The following is a 9,971-nucleotide window of genomic DNA, read 5'->3' as shown; positions in this document are numbered from 1 at the left end:
TTTTAAAAGCGCCAAAACCACATTAAAGGTTTGATAAGATCAAGGTATTTCAATCTTACCTGACTATCAAAGACGAGCCGCTAAAAAGCGTTATCCAACTGATCCGAATAAAAGACCTTGGGACATCCTTAAAGTATTGCTGCCCGATGCGCTGGCTGGCGGGAGCCCATCGGCAACTTCATTAGGGCAAGTAATGAATGCCATATGGTAGGGATTGCGTTCGAGTGGCGCAAAGTGATTATTATCCCTCATCAGTCTCCGCGCCGGGAAACGGTATAGGGTTATTTTCAAAAGTGGACACAGGAAGGCCTTTGGCCGCGTATAGCTGACACCTTACGAGCCGATGTTCGGGGTAAGGCGGGACGCCGCCCTCTGCCACTGCGGCTAGTCTGGCCAGTCAACGTGTAAAGCAACTGCATTAGCAGGTGAAAAAGGCTATGGCGCGGGTAAGAAGATACCCGGACGTAAATGTCATATACGGGTCAGTACCTGGGGTTATGGTGGGTTGTCGTAGCGACAGCCGCTTATATAGCCATAATTAATCTGATGCTACAGAGGCTAAATAGATAAGACTTTTAAAATACGTTCTAAAATGATATTTGGAGAATGCAGAGGGTTTTAAAAATCCGCGTAAAACTGCCGCAGCATGACTGAAATTCTCCTGGAGATAAAAACGAGCGGAATATTTCGAGAGAAAAACAGGGGAAGTTAAATTCGGAATAATTGCAACGAGATTTTACAAGTGAAACTTGGATGCTGTAAAAAGTGACCGCCAATTAGACCGGCATGACATCGGTATAAACCTGCAAGTTACCTCCGATGCCACACCCACACTGTACTGAGACAAATGCATGAAAAGTATTTCATAAATTGAAAGTACTGAAAGATATTTCGTTGCCGTCATGGTAACCTACGATGGAATCAACAGGCTTAATATTCAAGTGTGCTCGCTGCTTCAAGCAAGTCATCATCTGCAGCCGCTGTGATCGAGGCTAGCGTTACTGCTCTCCTGAGTGTTCCGAAACTGCCTGCAATCATTCACAACGCGCAACGAGTCATCGCTACCAACAAAGCCGTGAAACACCTCCTTAAAAGCATATAACGGACTGGTGCCGATATCGCCAAACATACCGCCAACCGCGCCCAGCGTCAGACCGCTCAGTTGTTCAGTGGATTGATTTTTGGAGTTTAAAAACATTACAAATTAATCTGAGCCTGATAAACGTTTAGGAACAACCGTACGGCATGATTTTCGCAATAGCTATCGGATAAAGGCTCATGCAGGTAGTTCTTTTAGTGTTTCAGGGAAACACATTGCACGGCCGTCTTTGCCTTAATAGCTTAAAAATACCTGGCGTTTATCCAGAAATGCACGGCTATGCTGGCGAAATAGCCCAGCAAAATAACGGGCATCCAGCGCATGTGAAAGGTGAAGGTATAGCCTTCCTTGATCTGGCCGAGCAAGCCGACGCCGGGCGGGGATCCTATAGCCAGCAAACTGCCGCCTACGCCGAGGGTTAGAGTCAACAGCAGCCATTGGCCGGGCGCAAGATCGGGATGCATGCTTAAGACGGCAAACATCAGGGTGCCGTTATCTATAAAGGCCGAGGAAAGGCCGATCATAATATTGGCAACTGTAGGGCTAATCTGCCCGAACAGAAAATGCGCAATGGCATCCAGATAGCCGATAAATCCCAGGGCGCCGATGAGCATCATGGCGCCATAGAAGAATAACAGCGTATCCCATTCCACATTGCCGACATTCCTGAATATGTCAAAATCCTGTTTTCTATTATCGCTGGGGGCTTCCACTCCAAAGTACTTGTATACATGCGCAAACTCGTTTTTGACTTCATGCGCCGTCTTGGTCAGATAAAAACTGAAAAACTGTAATAAACCGAGACCTGCCATCATGCCTGCGGCGGGCGGCAATTCCAGAACGACATTAGACCAGACCGTAATGGCAAGGGTCACAATAAAAAGTAAAATAACCCGTTTGCTGCCGCGGCGAAGCCAAATGGTGCTCGTGGAAGCGGCCGGTGTTTCTTTAGAGACGAAAAAATGCATTACGGCGGCAGGCAAAAGAAAATTGACCAGGCATGGCAAAGCCAATGAGAAGAACTCATGAAAATGCAGGATCTTATGCTGCCAGACGAACAATGTCGAAATACCGCCAAGAGGACTTAACGAGCCGCCGGCATTAGTCGCCACGACGATATTGACGCAAGCCAGGCCGACGAATTCTTTCCTGTCCTTACCAACTGCAGCCGCAACCGTGCCCATTAATAAACCTACCGCCAGACCGCTGATTACTGTAGAAAGCAGAAAGGCAAGCACTCCGGTAATCCAGAACAGCTGCCGGTAGCTGTATTGCCGGTTTAGCAGCCAGATCCTGAGCCCATCGAAAATGCCGCGTTCCTCCATGGCGTTTATATAGGTCATCGACACCAGGATAAATAAAAGCAACTCGATATAAGCAAGCAGATTGCTTTCAAATGCGATGGCCGCCGCTTTGGCTTCTCCCTGCAAGGCATAGTGGATACAGATCGCAAACCATACCACCGCCGAGCCCAGGACCATCGGTTTGGACTTGCGCAGTTCGATCACTTCTTCCGACATGGCGGCGACATAGGCCAGAGCTGTAACTGCTATGGAAAGATAACCAACAATATGATGAGTTAAATCTAAGGCCTTGGGCAGGCTTGAAATTTCCGAAGCTTCTCCGGCAAATGCCGCAGCAGGCAAGAGCAATAAGGCAAAGCTTGATAACAGTAATATTTTTTTATTCATTTAATTGCCGAATAATAATAAAGGAGAGAAGAAAGCGACCCGGTCATCCCGGAGCTGGCTCTGACCTGGCTTACTGCATCAAATTCTAAGACAAGTTTAAATAAAGCTGTAAAAAATTATTTACCGTACCAGATTCAATATTCCATAGCTGGCGAAAATGAGACTGACAAACGCCTAACTCTTTTAAAGGGGAGCGCGGTTGCTCATGAATATAAAGGGTCTAAAATACTGGCCCATTAGAGACTTTAGATCGCTTTTAGCAGATAGCCCAGGCTGCCGCTTCGTGATCTGCAATTGAGGATATCTTGTCCAGGAGCGAGGGCATACGCTTGATATCGGGTCAATTTTTGAAACTGTAGGGGTCGTGCCAATAAAATTGTTAAAAACAGGCAACTTTTGAACAAAACTACTGAAACAGACCTGCGCGAAATGCTGGAGTCGTTTTACCGCGCCGATTCACGCCGCATACTGGCGACGTTAATACGCCTGCTGGGGGATTTCGATCTGGCCGAAGAAGCGCTGCATGATGCGTTCACCGTGGCGCTGATACAATGGCAGCGCGACGGCGTGCCGGAAAATCCGCGTGCCTGGCTGGTCTCTGCCGGCCGTTTTAAAGCCATTGATCATCTGCGGCAGCGCGCGCGCTTTGATGCCTCGCTTGAAGAAATCGCCCGGCATCCCGATAGCGGCATTACAGATGCTGAGGATGAGAGCTGGAGTATAGAGGACGACCGCCTGCGGCTGATATTTACCTGCTGCCACCCGAGCTTATCGTCCGAGGCGCAGGTAGCGCTGACCTTGCGCGAGGTATGCGGCCTTACCACCGAAGAAATTGCCCATGCGTTTCTTATAGCGCCGACAACGGTAGCGCAACGCATTGTGCGGGCAAAAGCGAAAATCCGTGATGCGCATATTCCTTATGAAGTCCCTGAACCAGAGGATTTGCCGGATCGGCTGGATTCGGTATTACAGGTGATTTATCTGGTGTTTAACGAAGGCTATTCGGCATCTGCCGGCATTGAACTGACACGTCATGATCTTTCAGGCGAGGCCATTCGCCTGGGCGGATTGTTAATAGGTCTCTTGCCGGAAGAATCCGAAGCATTAGGATTGTTGGCATTGATGCTGTTGCATGACTCCCGCCGCGTTGCGCGCACCTCGTCCGAAGGTGATTTAATTCTGCTGGACGAACAGAACCGTTCGCTTTGGAACCGTGAACAGATTGCAGAAGGCTTTGCACTCATTAAACGCGCTTTCAGCTCACACAGTATTGGTCCCTATACCTTACAAGCGGCGATAGCGGCGGTGCATGCTGAAGCTGCCAGTGCTAATGAAACTGACTGGACAGAAATTGTCGATCTTTATGATCTGCTGTTGCAGGCAAATAACTCGCCTGTCGTTGAATTAAACCGCGCGGTAGCCGTGGCTATGCGCGATGGACCGGAAGCCGGACTCGCGCTAATCGATGCCATACTCGCAAAGGGGTATCTCGCGGATTATTACCTGGCGCACTCAGCCCGGGCAGACTTATGTCGTCGACTTGGACAAAACCGGCAAGCCAAAGCGTCTTATCAAAAAGCCCTTAGCCTTACCCGGCAGGAACCGGAGCGGCGTTTTCTGGAATGGCGGTTGGCGGAATTGCAAAATTGATTGATTCGTTGTCGATTTCGAAGGCGGCCAATCGATTATAAAATGTTGATAACCTTTCCGCCTTAAATTAAAAGGAGTGAGCTATGAAATATCTGTGCCTTGTTTACTATGAAGAAAAAACCATTGACGCCATGACTAAAAATGAATGGGCGGCGCTCAACGGCGAATGTATCGCTTGTGGCGAAACGCTTCGGCAGAGCGGTCACTTTATAGCCGGCAATGCTCTTCAGCCGGTACGTACCGCCACCACGGTGCGGGTGCGTAATGGCAAAACGTCGGTCCTCGACGGCCCTTTCGCCGAAACCAAAGAACAACTGGCCGGATTTTACCTGCTTGATGCCCGTGATCTGAACGAAGCCATTCAACTGGCCGGCAAAATTCCACCCGCCCGTTTAGGGAGTATCGAAATTCGGCCAATACGGGAACTGGTCTCCTGAAAATTGTCATTTATAAAAGACCTCAGATCATGATGAAATGGAAGAACTTGCCAATCTTGAGGTTATTTTTAAATTGAATATCGAGCCAACAGATCATTAACCTGGTCAAGGAGAACAAGATGTCAACGCCTGGTAAGAACACAAAAGCTATCATTATCCCGTGCCTGCGCTATCGGAATGCTCCGGCGGCCATTTCCTGGTTATGCTCGGCATTCGGCTTCGAAAAGCAAGCTGTCTATCAGAATGATGATGGCACAATCGCCCACGCGCAACTGACACTGGATCATGGCATGATCATGCTTGGATCGGTTCCGGAAAAGGAAACCGAATGGGGCGGTTTGATCAAACAACCCGACGAAATCGGCGGCAAGGAAACCCAATCCCCCTATGTGATCGTGGCTGATGCAGATGTTATCTATAATCAGGCAAAGGCCGCAGGAGCGAAAATTGTTGTCGGGATCAAAGATGAGGACTACGGTGGACGAGGTTTTAGTTGTTATGATTTGGAAGGTCATTTATGGAGCTTCGGCACTTACGATCCCTGGTGAGGCTCATTGTTTTTTTAGCTGAAAGTGTTAATTTTAGGGGTCTTACCCGTCCAATAAATAGAGAAGACGGAATTCAGTAAATAAAAAAAGACCCTGAAATCCCGTTCCTAACCTGAAAGTCAGGAGATAAACGGGGCCAATACCATTAACAGGCAGGAGAAAGCGCATGAATATTAAAACCCTCAACTGCCTGATCGTCGAGCCTGCCATCGGCTTATTTCGCTTATGAATCAGCCGCCCTATCACCTCGGGTTCTCCACTTTACGCCAGGAGACGAGCCTGGATAACCTGCCCGTCCGCGGTACAGTTCCGAAGTGGCTCAACGGCAGCCTGGTGCGCACCGCCCCGGCAATGTTCGAGGTTGGCGAGCAGCGTTTCAATCACTGGTTCGACGGCCTGGCCATGCTGTACCGATTCACCTTCGCCTCCGGTCGCATCGCCTACGCGAACCGTTATCTTCATAGCCGGTCGTATCTCGAAGCAGTGCAGAAAGGAGGCATCAGCCGCGGCGAATTTGCCACTAACCCTCGCCGCAATCTGTTCGAACGCATCGTGACCTGTTTTCGCCGAAAACTCACGGATAATGCCAACGTCAATGTCAATCAGCTGGCCAACGGGATCGCTGCCTACACCGAGACGCCGCTGCCCATACGCTTCGATCTGGAAACACTAAGCACTCTCGCTTACTACTCATACGGCAAAGAGGCCAAGGGCCAGATATCTACGGCCCATCCGCACCTGGATCACGTCAGAGGCCGTCATTACAACTATCTTCTGGAATTCGGCTGGATGAGCAAATATCGCTTCATCGGCATCGATATGAAAACTGGCCGACAGTCAATCGTTGCGACCGTATCAACCGATCTGCCGGCTTACACGCACTCGTTCGGAATGACCGCGCGCTATCTGGTTCTGACTGAGTTTCCGCTGGTAGTCCATCCGCTCCGTCTCAGATTCAGCGGCGAGCCTTTCATTCGGAATTACCGGTGGCAGCCGGACCGCGGCGTCCGTTTTCATGTCATCGACAAGGATACCGGGCAGGTCGTGCGAAGGGTGCAAGGCGGGCCGGTCTTTGCCTTTCACCATGTTAACGGGTTCGAGCATGGCGATGACGTGGTCATTGATATCGTGACCTATCCGGACGCCGGTCTGATCGACCAGCTGTATCTGAATCGCCTTCGTTCGGCAGCGCCGATGAGTCCGGTAGGAAAGCTGACCCGATTCCGCATCGGCCCGAAAGGGGATGCGCGTGAGGAGACATTGCCGGCCCCGCCCATGGAGCTTCCGCGGATGGACTACGCCCGCCGGGCCGGACGGCCGTACCGCTACCTTTACGCAGCAGGCAACGAGAAGTATGGCAACTTCTTCGACAAGCTTGTGAAGTCGGATCTCGACCGCAGCGTAAATTCGGCGTGGCGCGAGACGGGCTGTTACCCCGGAGAGCCGGTATTCGTCGCAGCGCCCGGCGCTGCGAACGAGGATGACGGAGCGGTCCTATCAGTGGTGCTGGATGCCGGAAAATCCCGGTCTTTTCTGTTGATTCTGGATGCCGCGACTTTTCAGGAAGTGGCACGTGCCGATCTGCCTCATCATATTCCATTCGGTTTCCACGGGAATTACTTTGCGGCGACAAGCGAGCCGTAGCGCAGCCTTATCAGTGAAGTGGGTCAGATATGGCGAAACTTGAATTCACTCTTGCTTCAATATGAGGAGAAAAAGCTTAAACATCGAAACGGTTAAAGCAATCGTCAAAGCCGGGATTCGCGCTGGCGAAGAACGTGTGAATCAGCATCAGCCGCTAGCGTCCTCAAAAATTTTCAATACAGATGTCGATTCGGACAACCGCCATTCGACTAACAGTACAGGCAAAATAAGCCAAATTACTCAATGTTAAAGGAGAGCAATCATGGCTACAGACAACAAATCCATACCTTTCAATGATGACGCGAGAACAGCTGCACATCACACACTAAAGGAGAAAATCATGCGTTTCATACAATACACACTTACCGGTTTCCTTATTCTACTGGCGGCATCCGTTGCCCTCGCAAAAGAAAAAAAGTAGAGCAACATAGGGATCCGCAGGCGATGATGGAACTTTATGCCAAGCTGGCTGAGCCCCGCGAGCCTCATAAGCTATTCGCCAGCCTTGCAGGAAGCTGGACAACCAAAACCAAAGAGTGGATGGAACCCGGCAAGCCGCCTATAGAATCGACCGGCTCTGCGGAAATGAAGATGTTGCTGGAGGGGCGCTTTCTCCAGCAGGAATACACCGGCCAGATGATGGGAAAACCTTTCTCGGGGCTTGAGATTACCGCGTACGACAATCTGCTCAAGCGTTATGTGACGAACTGGATGTCTACCATGAGCACCGGCATTTTTACCATGGAAGGTACAGCCAGCGCCGATGGCAAGACTATCACGTTGACGGGCAAGCACGTTGAACCTGGCGGCGGACAGATGAAACGCCGTGCCATCTGGACGATTGTAGACAGCAATACCCAGACGTTTGATATGTATGGAGCTCACCACGGCGGCAAGGAAATGAAGATGATGGAAATCACCTACACGAGAAAGCCGTAGATTCGCAGGCCGGGCTAAACAGCGTGCAGCCCTTGTGCCCCGTGGGTGGCACTCGCGAACGATGGGCTTCGTGCCTCAGCCCATGCTGTGAAACTTGTAATTTAATAAGGAGATGATAATGAGTAACTTGAACGAATTTAAACCAGACCCTGAACTGGACCTTATGTTTGAGCGTGTTGTTGAGGTGCCGCGAGAGCTTGTTTGGGAAGCCTGGACGACCCCGGAAAAGCTTAAGCCGTGGTTTTGTCCCTTGCCGTGGCTTACCATTGATTGTGAAATTGACCTGCGTCCCGGCGGCATATTTCGTACCGTGATGCAGTCGCCGGAAGGACAAAATTTCCCTAATGCGGGTTGTTATCTGGAAGTCATTCAAATGAAAAACTGGTTTGGACTAACGCTTTGGAACCAGGCTTCCGCCCCGCGCCTCAGCCTGTAGAAACGCCTGGGCACGAGTGCGCCGAATTTGCTATGACAGCGGTGATTTCGCTTGAGCCGCATGAAAACGGCACAAAATATACGGCGCTGGTGATGCATGCTGATAAAGAGGCGCGCTTCAAGCATGAAAAAATGGGCTTCCACGAAGGTTGGGGAACGGCGCTCGATGAGCTCGTGGAAATGATTAAAAAGATGTAAGCAATACTCTGCGAGGCATAAGGGATGCGGCTTGCAGAGCTCCGAAAATCAACGTTAAATTTGTAACGAATGGTAGCGCAATCGAAAATTTTCAACAGAGATGTCGATCCGGACAATTGCCAGTCGACTAACCGCGATAAGTAATAAGCCAATTATTAAACTTGAACAGGAGAATAATGATGACTACAAAAATCAAACCCATACCAGAAGGCTTCCACACCTTTACTGCATGCTTAACAGTCCGGGGAGCAGCCGATGCGCTTGAGTTTTATAAAAAGGCATTTGGCGCAACCGAGTTAATGCGGTTCAACATGCCCGACGGAAAAATCGCCCACGGCGAATTCAAAATCGGCGATTCGATCTTCATGATCGCGGATGAAAATCCGGAATGCGGGTCAGCCTCCCCTGAAGCTCTCGGGCGGTAGTCCCGTCACACTGCATCTCTACGTGACCGATGCAGACGCTACATTTTCCGATGCAATCAAGGCAGGCGCCAAAGAAAAAATGCCTCTTGAAAATCAGTTTTGGGGAGACCGCATGGGCGGGATTGTCGATCCTTTCGGTCATCACTGGCTGATCGCCACGCACATCGAAGATGTCGATCCGAGCGAATTCCCCCGCCGAATGAGTGAGGCCAACTGCCCAGGCCAGGGTTAAAAACGCCATCTCGGAGATACAGATGAAATACATGTTGCTGATTTACCATAATGAACCAGCGTTGAGTGAAACCGAGCGGGAGGAATGTTACACGGAGTCCACGCAGCTCGCCCGACAGCTTAAAGCGAGCGGGCAGTATCTGGCCGCCAATCCGTTGCACCCGACAGCAACAGCGACCAGCATTCGGGTGCGCGACGGCAAACGCTTCGTGACCGATGGGCCGTTTGCAGAAACACACGAACAACTGGGCGGCTATTTTCTCATTGACGCCGGCAATCTTGACGAAGCGATCGGCATTGCCGAACGGATTCCCATGGCGCGCAAGGGCACCGTCGAGATTCGGCCGGTGATGGAGATCGCGGGCCTGCCCACTGATTAACATCGAAGAGACGTAATCAAGATCAAAAGCGAAGATTATTGTATGCTGACCTCGTATATGCCCGGTGATGACGAAGAAGGCATGGCTTCATGACGTGCACTATCGGCGCAAGAGGTGAGACGAGCCGGGCTCGCTGTTCGTCCTGGAGGATTTTGAGCCCTGCGATGCCTTAGAAGCTGTTTGGAAATTCATCTTTTCGCCCATAAGGTATCAATTTTGATTATGAAATAAATAGTATGAGCACAAAAAACGGAAAAAACGTTACCCGAGTAATTTGAGTGAGGGGGCATGGCG

The 9,971-nt window shown here is 50.4% G+C and carries 11 protein-coding genes and 1 pseudogene; 10 read left to right on the top strand and 2 right to left on the bottom strand.

The window, feature by feature from the left end:
- Nucleotides 1-967: 967 nt before the first annotated feature.
- Entirely contained in the window at nucleotides 968-1,198 is a 231-nt protein-coding gene (locus tag HUX64_RS17940; protein WP_174627565.1) for a KUP/HAK/KT family potassium transporter, read from the bottom strand.
- Between the two features lie 143 nt (nucleotides 1,199-1,341).
- Nucleotides 1,342-2,790 (bottom strand): sodium:proton antiporter NhaD, encoded by a 1,449-nt coding sequence (gene nhaD, locus HUX64_RS17935; protein WP_174627564.1) that lies wholly within the window; start codon nucleotides 2,788-2,790, stop codon nucleotides 1,342-1,344.
- 396 nt (nucleotides 2,791-3,186) lie between these two features.
- Here nhaD and HUX64_RS17930 point away from each other — a divergent pair, with 396 nt between their 5' ends.
- From HUX64_RS17930 to HUX64_RS17895, 10 genes and pseudogenes are all read left to right on the top strand, one after another.
- Nucleotides 3,187-4,440 carry an RNA polymerase sigma factor gene (locus HUX64_RS17930; protein ID WP_246247122.1) on the top strand — a complete coding sequence of 418 codons (1,254 nt, stop codon included), beginning with the start codon at nucleotides 3,187-3,189 and terminating at the stop codon, nucleotides 4,438-4,440.
- An 83-nt stretch (nucleotides 4,441-4,523) separates the two neighbouring features.
- Nucleotides 4,524-4,877 carry a YciI family protein gene (locus HUX64_RS17925; RefSeq protein WP_174627563.1) on the top strand — a complete coding sequence of 118 codons (354 nt, stop codon included), beginning with the start codon at nucleotides 4,524-4,526 and terminating at the stop codon, nucleotides 4,875-4,877.
- Nucleotides 4,878-4,996: 119 nt separating this feature from the next.
- Entirely contained in the window at nucleotides 4,997-5,425 is a 429-nt protein-coding gene (locus HUX64_RS17920) for a VOC family protein (RefSeq protein ID WP_174627562.1), read from the top strand.
- Nucleotides 5,426-5,650: 225 nt separating this feature from the next.
- Nucleotides 5,651-7,069, top strand: coding sequence for a carotenoid oxygenase family protein (locus HUX64_RS17915; protein ID WP_174627561.1), 1,419 nt, complete (start codon nucleotides 5,651-5,653; stop codon nucleotides 7,067-7,069).
- Nucleotides 7,070-7,331: 262 nt separating this feature from the next.
- Nucleotides 7,332-7,490 carry a hypothetical protein gene (locus tag HUX64_RS19945; protein WP_246247121.1) on the top strand — a complete coding sequence of 53 codons (159 nt, stop codon included), beginning with the start codon at nucleotides 7,332-7,334 and terminating at the stop codon, nucleotides 7,488-7,490.
- Nucleotides 7,491-7,513: 23 nt separating this feature from the next.
- Nucleotides 7,514-8,008: a DUF1579 domain-containing protein gene (locus HUX64_RS17910; RefSeq protein WP_246247120.1), complete on the top strand. Its 495-nt coding sequence runs from the start codon at nucleotides 7,514-7,516 to the stop codon at nucleotides 8,006-8,008.
- 112 nt (nucleotides 8,009-8,120) lie between these two features.
- A pseudogene (locus HUX64_RS20585) lies at nucleotides 8,121-8,641 on the top strand (SRPBCC family protein).
- 179 nt (nucleotides 8,642-8,820) lie between these two features.
- Entirely contained in the window at nucleotides 8,821-9,066 is a 246-nt protein-coding gene (locus tag HUX64_RS19940; protein WP_246247119.1) for a VOC family protein, read from the top strand.
- Nucleotides 9,067-9,088: 22 nt separating this feature from the next.
- Nucleotides 9,089-9,298, top strand: coding sequence for a VOC family protein (locus HUX64_RS19935; protein WP_246247118.1), 210 nt, complete (start codon nucleotides 9,089-9,091; stop codon nucleotides 9,296-9,298).
- 22 nt (nucleotides 9,299-9,320) lie between these two features.
- On the top strand, nucleotides 9,321-9,677 hold the full coding sequence (locus HUX64_RS17895; protein WP_174627560.1) for a YciI family protein: 357 nt from the start codon (nucleotides 9,321-9,323) through the stop codon (nucleotides 9,675-9,677).
- Nucleotides 9,678-9,971: the final 294 nt, after the last annotated feature.

Source organism: Candidatus Methylobacter favarea (genome assembly GCF_902806695.1).
GTDB classification, from domain to species: Bacteria; Pseudomonadota; Gammaproteobacteria; order Methylococcales; family Methylomonadaceae; genus Methylobacter_B; species Methylobacter_B favarea.
Note: the sequence above shows the minus strand (reverse complement) of the source record. Positions and strands in the feature narration are given on the sequence as shown.

What these genes read in the sequence shown, in the direction of transcription:
- HUX64_RS17920 (WP_174627562.1), top strand. Translation starts at nt 4,997, where the DNA reads ATGTCAACGCCTGGTAAGAACACAAAAGCTATCATTATCCCGTGCCTG.
- HUX64_RS19940 (WP_246247119.1), top strand. Translation starts at nt 8,821, where the DNA reads ATGACTACAAAAATCAAACCCATACCAGAAGGCTTCCACACCTTTACT.
- nhaD (WP_174627564.1), bottom strand. Translation starts at nt 2,790, where the DNA reads ATGAATAAAAAAATATTACTGTTATCAAGCTTTGCCTTATTGCTCTTG.
- HUX64_RS17925 (WP_174627563.1), top strand. Translation starts at nt 4,524, where the DNA reads ATGAAATATCTGTGCCTTGTTTACTATGAAGAAAAAACCATTGACGCC.
- HUX64_RS17940 (WP_174627565.1), bottom strand. Translation starts at nt 1,198, where the DNA reads ATGTTTTTAAACTCCAAAAATCAATCCACTGAACAACTGAGCGGTCTG.
- HUX64_RS19945 (WP_246247121.1), top strand. Translation starts at nt 7,332, where the DNA reads ATGGCTACAGACAACAAATCCATACCTTTCAATGATGACGCGAGAACA.
- HUX64_RS17915 (WP_174627561.1), top strand. Translation starts at nt 5,651, where the DNA reads ATGAATCAGCCGCCCTATCACCTCGGGTTCTCCACTTTACGCCAGGAG.
- HUX64_RS17910 (WP_246247120.1), top strand. Translation starts at nt 7,514, where the DNA reads ATGATGGAACTTTATGCCAAGCTGGCTGAGCCCCGCGAGCCTCATAAG.
- HUX64_RS17895 (WP_174627560.1), top strand. Translation starts at nt 9,321, where the DNA reads ATGAAATACATGTTGCTGATTTACCATAATGAACCAGCGTTGAGTGAA.